This window comes from Pseudomonas sp. CGJS7, assembly GCF_036961695.1.
Window position 1 is genome coordinate 55,190 of the sequence record NZ_JBAMDI010000048.1, and the last position, 19,800, is coordinate 74,989.

19 protein-coding genes are annotated in these 19,800 nt (G+C 64.2%); 12 read left to right on the forward strand and 7 right to left on the reverse strand.

Annotation, left to right across the window (positions count from 1 at the left end; genetic code table 11):
* Positions 1-83 precede the first annotated feature (83 nt).
* Entirely contained in the window at positions 84-2,855 is a 2,772-nt protein-coding gene (locus V7787_RS26125; RefSeq protein WP_064491153.1) for a hybrid sensor histidine kinase/response regulator, read from the forward strand.
* Between the two features lie 75 nt (positions 2,856-2,930).
* Positions 2,931-3,527: a MarC family protein gene (locus tag V7787_RS26130; RefSeq protein ID WP_012053820.1), complete on the forward strand. Its 597-nt coding sequence runs from the start codon at positions 2,931-2,933 to the stop codon at positions 3,525-3,527.
* Here V7787_RS26130 and V7787_RS26135 read toward each other — a convergent pair.
* From V7787_RS26135 to cobG, 7 genes are all read right to left on the reverse strand, one after another.
* The gene (locus tag V7787_RS26135; RefSeq protein WP_012053821.1) at positions 3,524-4,147 is read right to left on the reverse strand and encodes a hypothetical protein; all 624 of its coding nucleotides are present in this window, start codon (positions 4,145-4,147) and stop codon (positions 3,524-3,526) included. The two genes, V7787_RS26130 and V7787_RS26135, sit on opposite strands and share 4 nt — an antisense overlap.
* On the reverse strand, positions 4,144-4,833 hold the full coding sequence (locus tag V7787_RS26140; protein ID WP_012053822.1) for a hypothetical protein: 690 nt from the start codon (positions 4,831-4,833) through the stop codon (positions 4,144-4,146). Before V7787_RS26140 ends, V7787_RS26135 begins: the two co-directional genes overlap by 4 nt.
* Before the next feature lie 59 nt (positions 4,834-4,892).
* A complete protein-coding gene (locus V7787_RS26145; RefSeq protein ID WP_012053823.1) occupies positions 4,893-5,573 on the reverse strand; it encodes a hypothetical protein in 681 nt (226 codons plus the stop codon).
* 92 nt (positions 5,574-5,665) lie between these two features.
* On the reverse strand, positions 5,666-7,363 hold the full coding sequence (gene cobJ, locus V7787_RS26150; RefSeq protein ID WP_064491154.1) for a precorrin-3B C(17)-methyltransferase: 1,698 nt from the start codon (positions 7,361-7,363) through the stop codon (positions 5,666-5,668).
* Positions 7,351-8,085: a precorrin-2 C(20)-methyltransferase gene (locus V7787_RS26155; protein ID WP_020191548.1), complete on the reverse strand. Its 735-nt coding sequence runs from the start codon at positions 8,083-8,085 to the stop codon at positions 7,351-7,353. Before V7787_RS26155 ends, cobJ begins: the two co-directional genes overlap by 13 nt.
* Positions 8,082-8,708, reverse strand: coding sequence for a precorrin-8X methylmutase (locus V7787_RS26160; protein ID WP_003249670.1), 627 nt, complete (start codon positions 8,706-8,708; stop codon positions 8,082-8,084). The genes V7787_RS26155 and V7787_RS26160 overlap by 4 nt, the downstream gene beginning before the upstream one ends.
* A complete protein-coding gene (gene cobG, locus V7787_RS26165; protein ID WP_081273153.1) occupies positions 8,701-10,032 on the reverse strand; it encodes a precorrin-3B synthase in 1,332 nt (443 codons plus the stop codon). Before cobG ends, V7787_RS26160 begins: the two co-directional genes overlap by 8 nt.
* Before the next feature lie 243 nt (positions 10,033-10,275).
* On the opposite strand from cobG, the gene cbiE reads away from it, so the two are divergent.
* The 10 genes from cbiE to V7787_RS26215 all read left to right on the forward strand — a co-directional run bounded on the left by cbiE (position 10,276) and on the right by V7787_RS26215 (position 19,791).
* Positions 10,276-11,487, forward strand: coding sequence for a precorrin-6y C5,15-methyltransferase (decarboxylating) subunit CbiE (gene cbiE, locus V7787_RS26170; RefSeq protein WP_336090135.1), 1,212 nt, complete (start codon positions 10,276-10,278; stop codon positions 11,485-11,487).
* Positions 11,480-12,574 (forward strand): cobalt-precorrin-5B (C(1))-methyltransferase, encoded by a 1,095-nt coding sequence (locus tag V7787_RS26175; protein WP_003249663.1) that lies wholly within the window; start codon positions 11,480-11,482, stop codon positions 12,572-12,574. Before cbiE ends, V7787_RS26175 begins: the two co-directional genes overlap by 8 nt.
* The gene (locus V7787_RS26180; RefSeq protein WP_064491157.1) at positions 12,571-13,290 is read left to right on the forward strand and encodes a cobalt-precorrin-6A reductase; all 720 of its coding nucleotides are present in this window, start codon (positions 12,571-12,573) and stop codon (positions 13,288-13,290) included. Before V7787_RS26175 ends, V7787_RS26180 begins: the two co-directional genes overlap by 4 nt.
* Before the next feature lie 128 nt (positions 13,291-13,418).
* A complete protein-coding gene (locus V7787_RS26185) occupies positions 13,419-13,856 on the forward strand; it encodes an NfeD family protein (RefSeq protein ID WP_003249659.1) in 438 nt (145 codons plus the stop codon).
* Between the two features lie 26 nt (positions 13,857-13,882).
* Positions 13,883-14,737 (forward strand): SPFH domain-containing protein, encoded by an 855-nt coding sequence (locus tag V7787_RS26190; RefSeq protein WP_104887000.1) that lies wholly within the window; start codon positions 13,883-13,885, stop codon positions 14,735-14,737.
* 121 nt (positions 14,738-14,858) lie between these two features.
* Positions 14,859-15,248, forward strand: coding sequence for a DUF2946 domain-containing protein (locus V7787_RS26195; RefSeq protein WP_010955443.1), 390 nt, complete (start codon positions 14,859-14,861; stop codon positions 15,246-15,248).
* 47 nt (positions 15,249-15,295) lie between these two features.
* Positions 15,296-15,781, forward strand: coding sequence for a copper chaperone PCu(A)C (locus tag V7787_RS26200; RefSeq protein WP_003249653.1), 486 nt, complete (start codon positions 15,296-15,298; stop codon positions 15,779-15,781).
* 22 nt (positions 15,782-15,803) lie between these two features.
* Positions 15,804-16,235 carry a DUF2946 domain-containing protein gene (locus tag V7787_RS26205; protein WP_014754592.1) on the forward strand — a complete coding sequence of 144 codons (432 nt, stop codon included), beginning with the start codon at positions 15,804-15,806 and terminating at the stop codon, positions 16,233-16,235.
* 66 nt (positions 16,236-16,301) lie between these two features.
* Positions 16,302-18,368, forward strand: coding sequence for a TonB-dependent copper receptor (locus V7787_RS26210; RefSeq protein ID WP_064491158.1), 2,067 nt, complete (start codon positions 16,302-16,304; stop codon positions 18,366-18,368).
* Positions 18,369-18,423: 55 nt separating this feature from the next.
* Positions 18,424-19,791: a PepSY-associated TM helix domain-containing protein gene (locus V7787_RS26215; RefSeq protein ID WP_336090142.1), complete on the forward strand. Its 1,368-nt coding sequence runs from the start codon at positions 18,424-18,426 to the stop codon at positions 19,789-19,791.
* Positions 19,792-19,800 lie beyond the last annotated feature (9 nt).

Below are 19,800 nucleotides of genomic sequence, written 5' to 3' on the forward strand. Positions count from 1 at the left end.
AGGGCCCGGAATGGGCCTTGCCTTCGACTTGGCGCGCCGCGCATAGTGAGTACCCGGCACATCGGCCAAGAAGGGATTTCGTAGTGCGTCGGCTTCGGATTGCCTCAGCTCTGATCGTCAGCTTGCTGACCCTGCTCTGCATGTTTCCGGCTGCGGCCGAACATGACGGTGGCTGGACCGTTCTGCTCGACGAACAGGCCAACCTGCAACTGAGCGATGTGCGCTCCGAGCGCTATCGCAACCAGTTCAGCCCACTGCCTCTCGCCGACCTTGATGCTGCCCCGGCTGGACAGGCCTTGTGGCTGCACTATCGTCTGGCACCAGGTGACCAGGAGCAACTGCTGCGGGTATTTGCCCCGGACCTTTCTGGCCTGGACCTCTACGCCCTCGAAGGCGAACAACTTCTGCGTCAGCTGCACCACGGGCGCCAGGCCGGCAATGCCAGCCCGACCCTGCGAGGCAGCGACCATGTATTGCCCCTGCCCAACAGCAGGCAACCGCTGGACATCTACTTGCGCCTGGCCTCAGAGCACCAGCTGCGTCCGGCCATCAGCCTTGAACCTGCGGCCGAGGCAGCCTCGGACCAACGCCAGCCGCTGCTGTTCGGCATGCTGTTCGGCGGCCTGATCATGCTGATCATGCACAACCTGATCCGCTTCCTCTACACCCGCTCCAGCACCACCCTGATTCTGGCGCTCTACCACGGCCTGATGCTGCTCAGCGGTCTGATCCTGCTGAACCTCAGCGGCCCTTGGTGGCATGTGTGGCACAGTGCGCAAACGCCTGCCGCCTATCTGACACTGGTCCTGGCCGGCCTGTCCGGGTTGTATTTCACCCAACATTTCTTTTCGCCGTGCAATTCGCCACGGCTTAACCGCCTGCTGCAGGGTGAGATGCTGATTGTCGGGCTCAGTGGCCTGGTGCTGCTGTTCGTCGATACCCTGCCATTGAACCTGATGACCTACGCCCTGATGGCGCTGGGCAGCGTGAGCATGCTGCTGGTCAGCAGCTACCACTGGTACAAGGGTTATGCGCCCGGACGCCTGTTCAGCCTGGCAATGGTGGTGTTCAACCTCGGAGGCCTGGTACTGCTGCCAGCCCTGCTGGGCCTGACACGCACCTCGACACCCTGGCTGCTGTGTATCCTGCTGGGCCTGACCGTGGTCAGTGGCCTGCTGCTCAACCTGGCGGTCAGTGAACGGCTGCGGCGCATAAGCGAGGAGCGTTTCAGCGCCAGCCGCGCGCTGGCCGCCAGCGATGCAGAAATCAACGCCAAAGCCGAGTTCCTGGCCAAGATCAGCCACGAAATCCGCACCCCGATGAACGGCGTGCTCGGCATGACTGAACTGCTGCTGGGCACACCGCTGTCGGTGAAGCAACGAGATTATGTGCAGACCATCCACAGCGCCGGCAACGAGCTGCTGACGCTGATCAACGAAATTCTGGACATTTCCAAGCTGGAATCCCGGCAGATCGAGCTGGATGATGTGCAGTTCGACCTTAACGCGCTGATCGAGGATTGCCTGAACATCTTCCGCGCCAAGGCCGAGCAACAGAACATCGAGCTGATCAGTTTCACCCAGCCACAAGTACCGCGGGTCATCAGCGGAGACCCGACGCGCCTGCGCCAGGCCTTGTCGAGCCTGCTGGAAAACGCCCTGAAAAACACCGACCAGGGCGAGATCCTGCTGGTGGTGGCGCTGGATCAACGCGGCGATGTGCCACGCCTGCGTATCGCCGTGCAGGACAGCGGCGAGCCGTTGCCCGCCGCCGACCGTGAAGCCTTGCTGCAGGCCGAGTTGCACAGCCACCACTTCCTTTCCAGCAACAAGCTGGGCGGCCATCTGGGGCTGGTCATTGCCAAACAGCTGATCGGTCTGATGCAGGGCGAGTTCGGCATCAAGAGCAGCACCGGCATGGGCAACACCTTGTGGCTGACCTTGCCGCTGGACCCTTCGCGCCTGGAACAGCCACCGGCGGACCTCGACAGCCCGCTGCGCGATGCCCGCGTGCTGGTGGTCGACGACAACGACACGTGCCGCAAGGTGCTTGTACAGCAGTGCAGCGCCTGGGGCATGAACGTCAGCGCGGTGCCGTCAGGCAAGGAGGCTCTGGCCCTTTTGCGCACCAAGGCACACCTGCGCGACTACTTCGACGCGGTGCTGCTGGACCAGAACATGCCCGGCATGACCGGCATGCAGCTGGCCGCCAAGATCAAGGAAGACCCGAGCCTGAACCACGACATCCTGGTGGTGATGCTCACCGGCATCAGCAATGCGCCGAGCAAAGTCATCGCGCGCAACGCCGGGGTCAAGCGAATACTGGCCAAACCGGTGGCCGGTTATACATTGAAGACCACCCTGGCCGAGGAGCTGGCCCAGCGCGGCCGCGAACAGGCGATGCCTGCCAGCCTGCCTGGCATCCCGCAGGCGCTGGACCTGCCAGGCGACTTCCGCGTGCTGGTCGCCGAAGACAACAGCATCTCGACCAAGGTGATCCGCAGCATGCTCGGCAAGCTCAACCTCAAGCCCGATACCGCCTGCAATGGCGAAGAGGCCTTGCAGGCAATGAAAGCGCAGCATTATGACCTGGTGTTGATGGACTGCGAGATGCCGATACTGGACGGTTTCTCGGCCACCCAGCAGTTGCGGGCCTGGGAAGCAGAAAACCAGCGCCAGCGCACGCCGGTGGTGGCACTGACAGCGCACATACTCGCCGAACACAAGGAGCGTGCGCGGCTGGCAGGCATGGACGGACACATGGCCAAGCCGGTGGAGTTGTCGCAGTTGCGTGAGCTGATTCAATACTGGGCCAATCACCGGGAAGCCAAGGTGGACCCGGCACATACGTCCTGACCGATATCCAATGCTCTTGCAGGAGCGGCCTCGCGACACAAGGCCGCGCCGGCATAAAACCAAGGAACACTGCTCATGCTCCATGAGTTGTTCAGCGTCTACCTGAAAATGCTCGTGCTCTACAGCCCGTTCTTCGTGCTGTCGTGTTTCATCAGCCTGACCCGCGGCCACTCCAGCAAGGAGCGCAAGCAACTGGCCTGGAAGGTCGCGTTCGCAGCCTTGGTCGCCAGCGTGATGCTCTACCTGTTCGGGCGCGCGATCTTCGGAATTTTCGGCATCACCGCCGATGCCTTCCGCATCGGTGCCGGCAGCGTGCTGTTCATTTCGGCCCTGGGCATGGCCCAGGGCAAGCCGGCGGTACAGGCCGACAACGTGCAGCAGGATGTAACCATCGTACCGCTGACCATTCCGCTGACCGTTGGCCCCGGTACCATCGGTGCCCTGCTGGTGATGGGGGTGAGCCAGCCGCACTGGGATGAAAAACTGCTGGCCATCGTCAGCATTGCCCTGGCCAGTTTCACTGTCGGCCTAGTGCTTTACCTGTCCCACGGTATCGAGCGAATCCTGGGCGACCAGGGCCTGCAGATCGTCAGCCGTTTGATGGGGCTGTTCGTCTGTGCCCTGGCGGCGCAGATCATTTTTACAGGGATCAAAGGGTACCTGGTGCCTTAGATGGCATAGTCATGAATGCGCGCCAGGGATACCTTGACGACGCTTTCCTGCACTTTTGGCATTACGCTGTTCTCGAAGGCCAGAATATTGAACCGGACCAGCTCCGCACGCACATTCTTGTAACTGCGCTTGCGGCTGATGAACCCTGCACTGAAAACAGACTGCTTGTCCGTTTCGTGGTAAATCACCATGTCGACACGGTTATTACCGGCCGGCGCACAGGCCAACACTTGAAAGTGCTGCATCTCGAATGCCTTTTTCTCAAGTTCCTTCAGCACCGACGGCTTGGTCAGCAACGCTTGAATGGACACTTTGACCGACGATGCAAAGCTGTCCCCGGCAGTTTTGGACAGGGTCTGCAGCACCTGATCCGTCTGTTGCGTACGCGTCTTGTCCGGCCAATGGATCTGCTCAGCCGTTACCGCATCCCACCCCATGAATTTGAGTTGGTTACGGTAATAAGCGAACCAGTCTTTAATCAGCCCCTCTTTGAAAGCGGCCTCGGTGGCTCTTTCGGCCATTGCCAAGGCCAGCTTCACCTTGTTTTTCTGCGCGGCGTCGACGCCCGGCAAGAACGAAACAATCCCAGCGCCGATCACGGCAGACGTGGCTTCACTCATGATGCTGCTCCTGTAGGTTGTGCGTAAGGGTCGAACCGGTAAACGGCCTGTGCATCCTTGGTTTTCATCAAGGCCTGCAATTCATCACGCTGGCGTTGGAAGCGTCCTTCATCCAATGCCAGGGAAACGCCGTTGAACTCGGCCTCGCCCTCAAGTACTTGTTCGCCCAGAAATGTCTCCAGCGAAACTAGCGAGAGTGGCTTGTCGATTTGCAGCGAGATGCTGCACAAGTCCAGCGCCGGGCCCGGCTTGAGTACGCCAAGTTCGATGACCAGGGTGGAGCACTGCGCCTGATCATGCGCGCAGAAACTCAGCAAGTGCCGGAAGCCTTCAGCAGACTGGCCAAGGCCCGTCTTTATCGCCGCCAGCACGGCCTCATGGCGAAGCGAACGCATCTTCAGCCACGCTTCAAGTGGCTGTATATGCGCGTTGCGCACAGGTCGCCCCAACGGTTTCAGGTCATGAGTACTGGCCAGCTTGATCCAGCCCAGTTGGCGGTAGGCCTCCCGATACGCGGCATACCAGTTTTCATAATTGTCCACGCGTGAACCGGCGTGCTTGTTGGCTACCAACTGCGCGTACAGGACTGAATCGAAAGCGGCCTGGCGTTGTGCCTCGACTGCGCCTGGCGAATACAGCAATGCTGTTCCGCCAATCAACATCAGTTGCTCATCTGCTCTATCCATCGTGTTACCTCGTCACAAAGAACCGAACAAGGCGGCGTTGCGACTACGCCGCCGAGCAATCAGATGTCGTACTCGAGCACGTTCTCGACACTGCGCACGCCGAGTTTGTTTTCTACGGTTTCGCGGACTTTGTCGTAGACAAAGTTATTGAGGGTGAGCACTGCCGTGCCGGCGTAGTAAGCGGACCTGTCCAGCTTCCACTGGATGCCGAGCACATCGTCGTCCAGTGCTGGGGCAGATGCCTGGATGCAGCTCACCACCATGACCACATCGTTTTTTGAGGTTTCAATGCAGGAGGCCAGGCCGACCAGGCCCCTGGCTTTGTTCTTGCGCTTGTGGTGGAGCACCTTGGCGTCGTTTTCGACTGTGGTCATTTTGTCAAACGCCCGCTTTGCCACTTCACCCAGCTTGGTGCCGCCCAGCATCGCATTGCCGACCACACCTATCGCGCGGATGGCCACGGCGCCTACGGTGACGGACAGTTCCACCGAGGTTTCAAGTTCGAAGGTACGGCGTGGGATGGTAAAGCCAAGGTCTCGCATGACATCGATGAATTTGTCGTACCACTCCCGGCTCTGCTTTTCGGCGTCAAAAGCTTTGTCGGCGACCAACGTGGCGAAGTGGAAGGCATTCTTCACATCATGACGGCTTTGCGCAGACATGCCCGCGCCGAAGGCAAGCAGGTTGCCGTCTACCAGGATGGCGGCATCGGTGGTGGTGATTTGGGTTGCATCGGACATTGGAAACTCCTTGATGGTTGCCCCTTGAGTCAAGGGCAATCACCTTAGCCAGCGCGCTGGCCACAAAGCGCGCTGAAGAGTTTCCGACGCAACTAGTTGGCGGTGGGGTACCAACGCGGCGTGTAGGCCCACACCCCACCCGACAGGCGAGGGAATACACAGGTTGTAGAGGAGCCAACCAGAACCATGGTGCGCATATCGACCATTTCCGGCAGCAGCTCGGCCAAGGTGACTACCTTAAGCGTCTGCCCCGGCCTACCGATGTCGCGCCCAAGGACTACAGGCGTGCTCCCCTCGCGGTGGCGACGCACAACTTCCAGGGCCACACCGAGCTGGTGCGGCCTGGCCTTGGAGATCGGGTTGTAGAAGGCCAGCACCAGGTCGGCCTGGGCAGCCAGGTCCAGGCGCTTTTCAATGATCGACCAGGGCTTGAGGTTGTCCGACAGCGACATTACGCAGAAGTCATGCCCCAGCGGTGCACCTGCCTGGGCGGCGGTTGCCAGCGAGGCGGATACCCCCGGCAAGATCTGCAGGTCAACGCGATGCCAAGTGGGGTCGCTGGATTCGTGCAATGCTTCGAGCACCGCAGCGGCCATGGCGAAAACGCCCGGGTCACCTGACGACACCACCACCACCGAACGGCCTTGGGCCGCCAGTTCGAAGGCATGTCGGGCGCGTTGCATCTCTTCGCGGTTGTCGGTGCAGTGCAGCACCTGGTCGCTGCGGAACGGGCCAGCCATGCGCACGTAAGTTTCGTAACCGAGCACATCTTCGGCCTGCGCCAGTTCGGCCTTGACCGCCGGCACCATCAGTTCCGCCGCACCTGGGCCAAGGCCGATGACCGCCAGGCGACCGCGACGGCGGCCGACCTGCGCTACGTCGACCGGGGCAGGCGCCACCGCAACCACGACCTCTTCAAGCGCTATCAACTCAGCATCGGGCACCGCCGCAGCGACCATGCTGGCCACATCGCCAGGGCGGGTGGCGAAGCGCAAGGGGACACCCAGGGCCTGCGCAGCTTCGTGCAACGCGCTGTCGGCCATGGTTCGCTCGTCTGCCAGCACGCAGGCTACCGAGGGCTCGGCGATGCCGGCCTGCTGCAGTGCTGCGCGAATACTGTGCAGATTGCCACCTGCAACGCCCACCACCACCAGGCGCGGGTGGATCAGCAGCTCGTCGCGGTTGGCCGGGCGCGCCTGATGCCCCACATGAATGGTGCGCTGCGCCGCTTCGCTGGCGGGCAACTGCGCCAGCTGCAGCCACGGGGCGTTACCTTCGATGCGCACAGACTCACCCGCCAACAGGTCGGACACAAAGCGCTTGCCTTGCTCGATGTCAGCCAATGCATAGCCCTGCGGCGGGTTCAGCAGGCAAGTCCCAAAGCGCAGCTCGCCACTGGTAGTGATGGCGGCGGAAACGCCCAGCGCGTCAGCGATTTCGCGCGCCATCACGTTCACCCCACCAAGGCCTCCAAGCAACGGCACTACCGCGCTACCATCCTCGGCCACGGCCAGGACCGGCGGCTCGCTGCCCTTCTCGCTGAGCAGGCTGGCCAGGCTGCGGATGACGATACCCGCGGCGCACAACGCGATGATCGGCGTGTCTTGCTGGTACAACCCGCGCAGGGTATCGCCAAACGACGCGTACGACTGGTCCGCACCCTCGACACGCCCCTCGAGGCCATGGATCGTGGCCTGTGGATAACAGGCCTGGATACGCTGCGCCGTCGCCAGGCTGCCCGGGCCGAGAATGACGATGGCTGGTGCCTTGTGCATGTTCAGCCCTGCCATTTTTCCCCCGGCACGATGATCAGCGAGAAGTAGGGTGACGACTGCGGGTCGACCTGGTCCAGCGGCACGATCTTCTGGTTGGCCATGGTCGCCCGTTCCACATACAGCGCACGCCCGTCCAGGCCCAGTTCGGCCAGCACTTCGCGCACCTTGGGGAAGTTGCGCCCAAGTTTCATGATCACCGCTGCATCGGCGTCGGCCAGACGGCGCTTGAGCTCTTGAGCGGGCAACACACCGGACAACACCGAAAGGCTCTGGTTGCGGTACACCAGCGGCGCCCCCAGCACCGAAGCGCCACCGAGCATGGAGCAGACACCGGGGATCACTTCTGCCTCATAGCGCTGTGCCAGGCGGTCATGCAAGTACATGTAGGAGCCATAGAAGAACGGGTCGCCTTCGCAAATCACCGCCACGTCGCGCCCGGCATCCAGGTGCTCGGCCACCTGTACGCTGGCTTCGTCGTAGAAGTCGCTGATCACTTGCTCGTAGGACAGCGGTGCCGGCAGCACTTCGGTGGTGACCGGGTAGACCAGCGGCAGCAGGGTCTGCTCGGGCTGCAGGTGCGCCTCGATAATGCCGAAGGCATTGCCACGCTTGCCCTTGGCCACGAAGTAGCCGACCACCGGCGCCTCACGCAACAGGCGCAGGGCCTTGAGGGTAATCAGTTCAGGATCGCCAGGGCCCACGCCCAGGCCAAGCAGTCGTCCGCGCGGGGCCATCATTCCACCTCCGTGGCCAGGGCGTTGACCGCCGCGGCGGCCATCGCGCTGCCGCCCAGGCGGCCTTGCATGATCACGAACGGCACGCCACGGCTGTCGGCGGCGAGCATGGCCTTGGACTCGGCAGCGCCGACGAAACCGACCGGGAAACCGAGGATCAGCGCCGGCTTGGGCGCACCGGCGTCGAGCATTTCCAACAGGTAGAACAACGCGGTAGGGGCATTGCCGATGACCACCACGCTGCCCTCCAGGTAAGGGCGCCACAGCTCCAGGGCTACGGCGGAGCGTGTGTTGCCAGCGTCTTTGGCCAGGCCCGGCACGCTGGGGTCACGCAGGGTGCAGATGACTTTGTTGTCAGCTGGCAAGCGGGCCCGGGTGATCCCTTCGGCCACCATGTGCGCATCGCACAGGATCGGCGCGCCGTTGAGCAGCGCCTCGCGCCCGGCCCGGCCGGCACCGTCGGAGAACTGCAGGCCATCGATGGCGTCGACCATGCCACAGGCGTGGATCACGCGCACGGCGAGCTTTTCAAGGTCTGCGGGGATCCGCTCGAGTCGGGCTTCCTCACGGATGATCCGGAAGGAATTGCGATAGATCTCCTGACCATCGCGGATGTAGTCAATCATCAAGGTGCTCCGTCGGCAGGTCGAGCATGGCGCCTGCTTCATTCAAGGTAAGGTCGGTGGCGCGCAGGGCACCGAAACCTGGCTGGCGCGCATCACGCAGGTACAGGTCATAACGGCCCGGCGAACGGGCCAGCAAGGTGGCCGGGGCAACATGGGCCACGGCGCAGGAACGGGGGCAGCCGGACAGGTGCACGCTGGCCGGCACGCCAGGGCCCAGCAGCGCGGCCAGGACAACGGCGTCGGCCTTGGTCTCGGCAAGGGCCTTGGCGCAGCCGCTGGCACCGGTGCAGGCGCTGATACGCGCCAGGGGTTCATGGTCGTGGCACAGCAACCCCAGCGCAGACAGTTCGGCCAGGGCCTGATCGATGTGCTGCGCTTGCAGGTTGGTCAGCACCAGGCTTTGCCAAGGGCTAAGGCGCATGCTGGCATCGCCCAGTTCACGGGCAATACGTGCGGCGCCACGCAGCATCGCGGGGGTCAGGCGGCCTTGCGGCGGGGCAACGCCAAGGGCAACGCCCTGCGCCTGGGGCAACCTGCCCAACCACGAGGCGCGGTGCTGTTCACGCCGCCACGTGAGCACGGCGGCATCGCGGCGGATGTCCAGGCCGAGCCCAGCGACAAAATCAGCTGGCGGGTACACCTCAAGCAGCTGGCGCATGCGCGTCTGCGTCGGGGATGCCAGATAGAGGAAGCGCTCCAGCACGGCGCGCACCAGCATCAGGCCCTGCGCCAGCGGCACCGCACCGAGCGCCTGGCCCTCTGCCGGGCAACCTGCCAGGCCAAACGCCAGCCAGGTCTGCTGATCCAGGTGCAGGGGCGACAGCCACAGGTCATGGGGGTGTTCGAGCATCGCCAGGCGCTCGCCGGCATCCAGCTGCACAGCGAACTTGGCCGACAGCTGGTGAAAGCGCGGGGTGCCTTCCAACAGGTCGAGGATCTGCCCGGCCAGCGGCCGGGCGTCCAGCAGCATGAGCGGGTCATGCCCGGCCAGCGGGCTGAGCATCACGTTGCGCACATCGTCACCCGCGGCATCGCGTGGTCCCAGGCCGGCTGCGAGCAGTGCCTCGACCAAAGCGCGATGCTCGCTGCCAATGCCGCGAATCTGCAGGTTGCCACGGTTGGTGGCCTCGATCACGCCGCCAGCAAAACGCTCCGCCGCCGCCGCCACGGCTTCAGCCTGCTCGGCCAGCAGCAGGCCACCCGGCAGCTTGATGCGGCAGATACCGCCATCACGGGCACTGACAATGCGCCACAACCCCGGGCAGGCCGAGGGGCGGGGCGATACGTGGGGGGCATGGGCCTGCGTCAAAGGGGCATCCGGCAGTCTGTGAAAATGCGCTTGAGTGTAGAAGGCGCGGTATTATGCCTGCTTTGTCCGGCGGCATGAAAAGCCGGTGGTCGAGCATCCTCGGCGATTAAGTAGAATTTCAGGACCGCGTCGCCTTCTTCGCGGGCTCGCCCGCTTCCACAGGATCACTGCAGGCTGCACAGGCTGCCCTGTATCTGTAGGAGCGGGCTTGCCCGCGAAGGGGCGCGAAGCGGCCCCAAAAATGGCGGATCGAAATACATGACACCCTGGCTGACAGTAGTAGGCATCGGCGAAGACGGCTTCAGCGGCCTGGGCAAACAGGCCCGGCGCGCCCTGCTGGGCGCTGGCCGGGTCTTCGGCAGCCCGCGCCAGCTGGCCTTGCTGCCACGTTGCGTGACCGCTGAACAGTTGGCCTGGCCCAGCCCGTTCTCGCTGGCCCCGGTGCTGGCCCTTCGCGGCGAGCCGGTGTGCGTGCTGGCCAGCGGTGACCCTATGTTCTACGGCGTCGGTGCCAGCCTGGCGCGCCAGGTGCCTGCTGCAGAAATGCGCGTGCTGTCGATGCCCTCTTCCTGCGCCCTGGCCGCTGCCCGCCTGGGCTGGCCGCTGCAGGACCTGCAGGTGGTGTCGCTGGTGGCCCGCCCCCTGGCAGCGCTCAATGCCCACTTGTACAGCGGCATGCGCCTGCTGGTGCTGAGCAACGATGGCGACAGCCCGGCGGCAATTGCCGCGCAGCTGCGCGAGCAAGGCTTCGGCCCAAGCCGCCTGCAGGTGTTCGAGCACCTGGGGGGTGTGGACGAACGTGCACTGGCCGGCACCGCCCAGGACTGGCCGCACACCGGTATCGCGGCGCTCAACCTGGTCGCCATCGAATGCCTGGCTACGCCCGATGCGCCCCGCCTGCACCTGCTGGCCGGGCTGCCAGACGCCGCATACCGGCACGATGGCCAGTTGACCAAGCGCGATGTCCGCGCCATCACCCTGGCGCGCCTGGCACCGCAACCCGGCGAACTTTTGTGGGATGTCGGTGCGGGCTGCGGCTCGATCGGCATCGAATGGATGCGCGCCCACCCGGCATGCCGCGCCCTGGCCATCGAGGCCGACGAAGGCCGCCAGGGTTTGATCGAGCATAACCGCGATGCACTGGGTGTACCCGGCCTGCAACTGATTCGCGGCAAGGCGCCAGCGGCGCTGCAAGGCCTGGAACAACCGGATGCAATCTTCATCGGAGGCGGCGTTACCCGCGCAGGTGTACTGGACCTGTGCTGGGCAAGCCTGCGCCCCGGCGGCCGCCTGGTGGCCAACGCCGTCACCCTGCAAAGCGAACTGGCCCTGGCGCACTTTCGCGGACAGCACGGTGGTGAGCTGACCCGCATCCATGTCGCGCATGCCCAGCCCTTGGGTGCGTTCGACACTTGGCGCCAGGCGCTGCCGATCACCCTTCTCGAAGTACTGAAACCCGCCGATGCGTGAAGAAACCCGCGAACAGCCCGCACCTCTGCGCAGCGGCCTTACCACCGGCAGCTGCGCCACCGCCACCAGCCTGGCAGCGGCCAAGCTGCTGCTCACCGGGCAGCGTGACGATGCGGTGGACATCACCCTGCCCAAAGGCAAGGTCGTGCAGATGCGCCTGGAATTCTGCCGCCTGATCGGGGAGTGCGCCGAAGCCGGCACCCTCAAGGATGCGGGTGACGACCCGGACGTGACCCACGGTGCCCTGCTCTATAGCCAGGTGCGCCTGCTGGCGGAACCTGGCATTGGTTTTGTCGCTGGCAGCGGCGTGGGCACGGTGACCCGGCCGGGGCTGGTGCTGGCTGTGGGTGAACCGGCCATCAACCCGGTGCCTCGGCGCATGATCAGTGAACACCTGCAACACCTGGCCGACGCGTGCGGCTACCTTGGCGGCTTCGAGGTCACGGTCAATGTGCAAGGTGGTGAGCAACTGGCCCTGAAAACCATGAACCCGCGTCTGGGCATCCTCGGCGGGCTGTCGATCCTCGGCACCAGCGGCATCGTCCGGCCGTTCTCTTGCGCGGCCTACATTGCCTCGATTCATCAAGGCATCGACGTGGCCCACACCAATGGCTACACGCACATAGCCGCGTGCACCGGCAATGCCAGCGAAGACACTATGCGCCGCGTCTACGGTCTGCCGGAAATCGCCCTGATCGAAATGGGCGATTTCGTCGGCGCGGTGCTCAAGCACCTGCGCAAGGTACCGGTGCCGCGCCTGACCCTGTGCGGCGGCTTCGGCAAGATCAGCAAACTGGCCGCCGGGCACATGGACCTGCACAGCCGTCACTCCAGCATCGACTTGCCGCAACTGGCAGGTTGGGCCGCAGACATTGGCGCTGACGAGGCGTTGCAGGCTGCCATCAGCGGCGCCAACACCAGCCAGCAAGCGCTCGCCCTGGCTCATGCGGCTGGCATTGCCCTGGGTGACGCGGTGTGTGCCCACGCCCTGGCCTTCGCCCGTAGCGTCGTGCCGGCGCAGGTGCACGTGGAAGTGTTCGCCATCGACCGCCAAGGCGGCATCGTCGGCCAGGCGGGTGTGCAATGACGGCGCGCATCCTGTTGCTGGGGGGTGTCACTGAAGCCCTGGCTATCGCCCGCCGGCTCGGGCCTCGACATGTCTACAGCCTGGCCGGTATCGGCCGCGTGCCACAGGGCTTGCAATGCCAGGTACGGGTCGGCGGCTATGGCGGCGTCGAGGGCCTGACCCGTTACCTGCGCGAAGCGGGCATCACCCTGCTGATCGACGCCACCCATCCCTATGCCGCGCAAATCAGCCGCAATGCCGCCAGCGCCGCACGCAACGCCGGCATCCCGTGCTGGGCCTTGCGTCGCCCCGCCTGGCAGGCGCAAGCGGGGGACGACTGGCGTGAAGTCGAGGATTGGGCAGGGTTGATCGAAGCACTGAAGCCGTTCCGCAGGCCACTGTTCACGCTGGGGCGCGAGCCGCTGCAGCACCTGGACGAGATTCCGCCGGAGCAGTTCTGGACCTTGCGTGCGCTGGAGGCGTGCCCTGGCAACGAGCGCTGTGAAGTGATTGGCGCACGTGGGCCGTTCCATATCGAGGATGAGCGAGTGTTGTTCCAGCGCCGCCACATCGATGTGCTGATCAGCAAGAACAGCGGCAGTGTGGCGACCGAGCCGAAGCTGGAAGTGGCGCGGGAGCTTGGCGTGCCGGTGCTTGTCCTGAAACGTCCGACGCTGCCGGAGGTGGACAGGGCATTCGACTCACTGACGGATCTGGCCACAGCGCTCGCCCTTTAAGCGCTGCCCTTTCGCAACACAAAGGCACTCCTACAAGGATTTCAGACTTTTCTTCCAACTAACCCAGTGGCCCGTTGCCGATCTGCTGCCTTAAACTCGACGCCCCTCCCCCGGAAGGTTTCACCCATATGGAAATGCAATGGTGGATCTGGCTGGTCTTCGGCATCGCGCTGATCCTGCTTGAACTGGTCCTGCCAACGTTCTTCATACTCTGGTTCGGCATCGGCGCCGTGCTGGTCTCGCTTATCTCGCTCGCCGCACCCAGCCTGCAACTGGACATGCAGGTCCTGCTGTGGGTACTGCTGTCGTCGGCCACCACCGTGCTGTGGTTCAAAGTGTTCCGACGCAAGCAGCCGGATGTGCGCTGGACCGCCGACAGCGTGATCGGCGAAGTGGGCCTGCTGACCGCTCCCGTGTCGGAGTTCCAGAAAGGCCGCGTACGCTTCCAGAAGCCGATCCTCGGCAACGAAGAATGGACCTGCATCGCCGATAGCCAGATCGCCGCCGGCGAGCGGGTACGCCTGACCGCCATCGAGGGGAACACCGCCCGCGTTATCCGGGCCTGAATCCGCATTAAAAGGAATTTTGCAGCATGACCAGCCTCATCGTCGTCGGCGCCATCGCCCTGTTCGTCCTGATCACCGTGTTCAAGGGGGTGCGCATCGTGCCCCAGGGCGAGGAGTGGATCGTCGAACGCCTGGGTCGCTACCACAGCACCCTCAAGCCGGGCCTGAACATTGTCATCCCCTACATGGACGTGGTCGCCTACCGCCTGCCGACCAAGGACATCATCCTCGATGTGCAGCAGCAGGAAATCATCACCAAGGACAACGCGGTAATCGTCGCCAACGCCCTGTGTTTCGCCAAGGTAGTCGACCCGCAGAAAGCCTCGTATGGCGTGCAGGACTTCTCGTTCGCCGTCACCAGCCTGACCATGACCTCGCTGCGCGCCATCGTCGGTGCAATGGACCTCGACGAGGCGCTGTCCAGCCGCGAGCAGATCAAGGCCCGCCTGCGCGATGCAATGTCCGAGCAGACCGAAGACTGGGGCGTGACGGTGCGCTCGGTGGAGATTCAAGACATCAAACCTTCGGAAAACATGCAACTGGCCATGGAACGCCAGGCCGCGGCCGAACGTGAGCGCAAGGCCGACGTTACCCGCGCCGAAGGGGCCAAGCAGGCGGCGATCCTCGAAGCAGAGGCGCGCCTGCAGGCGGCCAGGCTGGATGCCGAGGCACAGATCAGCCTGGCCGAGGCATCGGCGCGGGCGATTTCGCTGGTGAAGGAAGCGGTGGGCAACGAGACCGTACCGGCCATGTACCTGCTGGGCGAGCGCTATGTGGGCGCGATGGAGAACCTGGCGGGCAGCAGCAATGCCAAGGTGGTGGTGTTACCCGCGGATCTGCAGGAGACCGTGCGTGGTTTGATGGGGCGTGGCAAGGTTTGAGCATGCCAGGGGCTGCTGCGCAGCCCCGATACCCGGCCCCTGCGTCACTTCACCGCACCCCGGCATTTTTACCTATACTCCGCCGTACAATAGCCACCACGATTCCTGACCGGATCTCTCCATGCCCCCACGTCGGCACATTGCCTGGATAGCCTGCCTTGCAGTGCTGTTCAACCTGCTGGCCATGCCGCTGTCTTCTGCTGCGCCCAAGGGCACGGCCGAGCAGCTGCTGTGGGGGGCTTTCTGTTCCAGCATGGCCAACAAGGCCAACGTCGACGTTCAGGCCCTGGCCAAGATCGACCTCGGCCCGCAAAGTGACGACAGCGTCGGCATGATGAACTGCTGGTGCTGCTCCGGTGCTGTGCCGCTGCTGGCCCTGCCCGGCTACCCGCCACAGTTGCACAACCCGCCGACACTGCTCAGCGGGCTGCTGCCGCCACCTGCCAAGTACACACCCACGCCCCGCCAGCTCTGGCCTGGGCTAAACCCTCGTGCCTCTCCACTAGCCTGAGTTCATCATGCTGTCTGCCTGAACCAGAACGGAAACGGAGATTCACCATGCTCAAGCACGCCCTCGTCATGGCCGCCCTGCTGCTGCCTGGCGCCTTTGCCAATGCCCACGAATACAGCGTGGGTGACCTGCACATTGCCCACCCGTGGTCGCTGCAGTTGCCACCCAACGCGCCTAACGTCGCCGCGTATTTCGTGGTACACAACAATGGCCAGGCTGATGACCGCCTGCTCAGCGTCGACAGCCCCATCAGCGATGACGCGCAACTGCACGAGCATGCCATGAGCGCCACTGGCGCCATGAAGATGCAACAGGTGCCCAGCGTGGTAGTGCCTGCCGGCAAGGACCTGACCTTCGCCCCTGGCGCCTACCACGTGATGCTGATGCAGCCCAAGGACCGCAGCCTGCTCAGCGACGGCAAACGCTTCCCGTTGACCCTGCACTTCGAAAAGGCCGGCGACATCACCGTCGAAGTGGCCGTGCAGAAGCAGGCGCCTGCGGACCAGCCGCAAGCCCACGAACACGCGCACTGATACCTGCTGACAGGCACGCGCCATGAGCCTGCCGCGCCACAGCATCGGCCGTACCACCCGCCCTGACCTCAGGCGCGCCGGTGGCGGATGGCTGAGCCTGTTCGCCATGTGGATGATCTTCATCGGCCCGCTGATTTCCCAGTCGATGCCGATGGACCACCACGCGGGCATGAACATGCCGATGGACATGCCGATGGCGGCTGCCCATCAGCATGGCGGCGACGCCCATCACGGCCACGGCGGCGATGGCCAGTTGCATGTGATGTGGGAAAAGTGCGGTTACTGCAGCCTGTTGTTCAACTGCCCGGCCCTGCCCCAGGCCCTCAGCCCGCTCAGCGCCGGCAGCATCGTCCCCACCACCCACCTGCTTGCGCCAACGCACCAGGGCCATGCCCGGCAGGCTGTATTCCCTGGTGCGCGCAGCCGCGCCCCGCCTTCTTCGATCAACGTCTGAAACCACATCTTGCGCACGAAGCCAGGAGGCTTCGCGCTGACTCATGACTGATCGACTGGAATCATTATGTCAGGCTGCACCCCTGTTTTTGCCTTGTCCCTGCGTGGGACCATCGCCGCCCTGTGCGGCTCGCTGCTCGCGCCCATGGCCCTGGCCGCCGACCCTGGCCATGAAGACCATGTGCACGACGCACCCGAGTTGAGCCCGACGGTGATCACCGCCGTGGCCCCGAGTTCGCCGCTGACTGTGGTCACCAACCCGAAAGACCCGCGCCAGCCAGTGCCGGCCAGCGACGGCGCCGACTACCTGAAGACCATCCCCGGCTTCTCGGCAATCCGTGCTGGCGGTACCAACGGCGACCCGGTATTGCGCGGCATGTTCGGCTCGCGCCTGAACATCCTCACCAACGGCGGCTTGATGCTTGGAGCATGCCCCAATCGCATGGACGCGCCCACGTCCTATATCTCGCCAGAAACCTACGACCGCCTGACCGTGATCAAAGGCCCGCAGAGCGTCATCTGGGGGCCCGGCGGCTCGGCCGGCACCATCCTCTTCGAGCGCGAACCGGAGAAATTCGGCACCCTCGGCAGCCGCGTCAACGCAAGCCTGCTGGCCGGCTCCAACGGCCGCTTCGACAAGGTGCTGGATGCCGCGGCCGGCAACAGTCAGGGCTATGCCCGCTTCGTCGGCAACCAGTCACGCTCGGACGACTACCACGACGGCAACGACAACACCGTGCCGTCGCGCTGGGAAAAGTGGAACGGTGATGTCGCCCTCGGCTGGACACCCGACCAGGACACCTTGCTGGAACTGACTGCCGGCAAGGGTGACGGCGAAGCCCGCTACGCCGGGCGCGGCATGGACGGCTCGCAGTTCAAGCGCGAAAGCCTGGGCCTGCGCTTTGAAAAGTCCAACCTCGGCGAGGTGCTCGACAAGGTCGAGGCGCAGGTCTACTACAACTACGCCGACCATGTGATGGACAACTACAGCCTGCGCACGCCGTCGGGTAGCGGCATGATGGGCATGCCGATGGTCAGCAACGTCGACCGCCGCACCATGGGTGCACGCATCAAAGCCACCTGGCGCTGGGCCGACGTGCAGCTGATCAGCGGGATTGACGCGCAAACCAACGAACATCGCCAGCGTGGCGGTATGGGTGTGGACGCACACAAGGGCCAGGCCTGGACCAAGGACGCCGACTTCCACAACTACGGCGCCTTCAGCGAACTGACCTGGTACGTCAGCGGTGAGGACCGCTTGATTACCGGCGCCCGCCTGGACCGCGCCTCGGCGCGTGACTTCCGCAAAACCAGCGCCACCGAAGGCGACACCCGTGCCGACACCTTGCCGAGCGGTTTCATCCGCTACGAGCACGACCTGGCAGCCATCCCGGCCACCACCTACATCGGCCTCGGCCACGCCCAGCGCTTCCCCGACTACTGGGAGCTGTTCTCACCCAAGCTGGCATCCGCCGGGGCAGCCAACGCCTTCGACGGCATCAAGCCAGAGAAAACCACCCAGCTCGACTTCGGCATCCAGTACCGCACCGAGCGCCTGGAGGCCTGGGCTTCGGGCTATGTCGGGCAGATTCGCGACTACATCCTGTTCGACTACCGCACCGGCATGATGGGCATGAGCACCTCCCAGGCGCAGAACATCGACGCCCGCATCATGGGCGGCGAACTGGGCGCCGCCTACCAGCTGACTAACAACTGGAAGGCCGACGCTACACTTGCCTACGCTTGGGGCAAGAACAGCAGTGACGGCAAGGCGCTACCTCAAATGCCTCCCCTGGAAAGCCGCCTGGGCCTGACCTACAGCCGCGACGTGTGGAGCGTCGGCGCACTGTGGCGGCTGGTGGCGGCGCAGAACCGCATTGCCGAAAACCAAGGGAACGTCGTCGGCAAGGACTACGACAAGAGCGCCGGCTTCGGCGTGTTCTCCCTGAACGGCGCCTACAAGGTGAACAACAACCTCAAGCTCAGCGCAGGGGTCGACAACCTGTTCGACAAAACCTACGCCGAGCACTTGAACCTGGCCGGGAACGCCGGGTTCGGCTACCCGGCTACAGATCCACAACCGGTCAACGAGCCAGGCAGGACCTTCTGGACCAAGGTCGACTTCAGCTTCTGACAACAACGGGCGCAGCTTCGGTTGCGCCCTTCAGCTGGTCAAAAAGGAGGTTCCCATGAGAGGAACACGCGTCTCTTTCTATAACCTGGCCTGGCGTTGGCATTTTTATGCGGGGCTGTTCGTGGCCCCATTCATGATCCTGTTGGCAATCACCGGGATCATCTACTTGTTCAAGCCCCAGCTCGACCCGCTGCTGTACCGCGACCTGATGGTGGTCGAGGCCGGCCAGCACCGGCAGGGTGCAGACACGATGCTGGCTGAAGTGCGCCAGGCCTACCCAAAGGGCCACATCGCCCAGTACTTGCCGCCACTGAACGCCGAGCGCAGTGCGCAGTTCGTGGTGCATGACGGCGGGCGCGAACTGAACGTGTTCGTCGACCCATACAGCGGCAAGGTCCTCGGCGAACAGGACGGCAAGCAGAACCTGCAGGCCATCGCCCGCGCCCTGCATGGCGAGCTGATGGTCGGCACGGTCGGTGACCGGCTGGTGGAACTGGCAGCGGGCTGGGGCATCGTGCTGGTGGTATCGGGCCTGTACCTGTGGTGGCCGCGCGGGCGCAGTGGCGCTGGCGTGCTTTGGCCGCGGCTGTCGGCGCGCGGCCGGCTGTTCTGGCGAGACCTGCACGCGGTAACCGGTTTCTGGGGTTCGGCCTTGCTGTTGTTGATGCTGGTCAGCGGCATGACCTGGACCGGCTTGTGGGGCAAGCAGTACGCTGATTTGTGGAACCGCTTCCCGGCAGCCATGTGGAACGACGTGCCCAAGTCGGACCAGCAGGCGCGTGAGTTGAACAGCGCACACCGCCAGACCGTGCCCTGGGCCATGGAAAACACGCCGATGCCACAGTCCGGTGCACACGCCGAGCACGCCGGGCACCACATGATGTCGGACATGCCCGCAGCGCCCCAGGTGAGCGTGCAGCAGGTCGAAGACATTGCCACTTCGCGTCAGGTCGAGCCGGGCTACAGCATTACCCTGCCCTCCACTGCCGACGGGGTGTTCACCATTGCCGTGTTCGCCGACGACCCGCGCAACGACGCCACCCTGCATGTCGACCAATACACCGGCAAGGTTCTGGCCGATGTGCGCTGGCACGACTACAGCCCGGTCGCCCGCGCCACCGAGCTGGGCGTGATGCTGCACGAAGGCAAGATGTTCGGGGCGCTGAACCAGATCATCATCCTGCTGGTGTGCCTGATGATTCTGCTGGGGTCGGTGAGCGGGCTGGTGATGTGGTGGAAGCGCCGGCCTGAAGGCGGCCTGGGCGTACCGCCTTTGCGTCATGACCTGCCACGCTGGAAGGCGGCGGTGGCCGTGATGCTGGTGCTGGGGGTGATGTTCCCGCTGGTGGGGGTGTCGATGGTGGTGATGTGGGGAGTGGATAGTTTGGTGGTGAGGCGCCGCCGGGTCTTGGCCAGCGCTTGAGCCTTGTGT